Here is a 705-nt window from a genome sequence, read left to right as displayed (position 1 = left end):
AAAAAATTTACTTTTGTCATAATCTACATTGCCTGCAGTATAATATAGAAATTGAGGACTGTAAGCATAGTTACCTGACATTAGAACGTTTTGATTCGCATCTATTGGTTCAGTTTCAGCATATTTGTTTTTAAGGTAATCTACCAGTTTAATATTATATCCTGGAATACAAAAATCGCCAACTTTAGCGTCAGTTATTTTATTTATAAATACGAATCTTTTTGATAATGAATCAAATAATTTTATAACAGGTCTATATTTTAAAGTCTCTTTTATATATTCTATATAATTTTGATTAACAATTTTTTTAAGCACCTTGTACTTATAATCTATAACCATTATCATTTTTCCATTACTAAGAGTGTTGAATTTAAGCTGAAAACCATCTAATGTAATTATGTCATCTTTATAGAAAATATTTTTATTATAAAAATGGTCTTTATCTATAATTAATTTGCCATAAAATGTTCTTTGAAAATATTTCAAAAATAAATCTTTGATATTTTGATAACTTATAGCATCTATGGATTCATATGGTATTAATTCCAGTTTATATTTATCCAGAACAATTGGGTTATTTATATGTTGCTTATTTAAGATTCCAACCATTATATTTTTATCCCATAGATATGAAAATACCACGTTCTGACTTTTTTCAGAATTTTTTACCCTCTCCGGGTATTCTGGATGTTTAATTATATTTTT

Annotated in this window: 1 protein-coding gene; it reads right to left on the bottom strand. The window is 24.5% G+C overall.

Features of this window, described 5'->3' with window-relative positions:
• Nucleotides 1-609, bottom strand: a 609-nt coding sequence (locus tag AOG54_RS04385) for a hypothetical protein (protein WP_156324203.1), incomplete at its 3' end; no start/stop codon positions are given.
• Between the last annotated feature and the right edge of the window lie 96 nt (nucleotides 610-705).

The organism is Acidiplasma aeolicum, assembly GCF_001402945.1.
Classification (GTDB): Archaea; Thermoplasmatota; Thermoplasmata; order Thermoplasmatales; family Thermoplasmataceae; genus Acidiplasma; species Acidiplasma aeolicum.
Note: the sequence above shows the minus strand (reverse complement) of the source record. Positions and strands in the feature narration are given on the sequence as shown.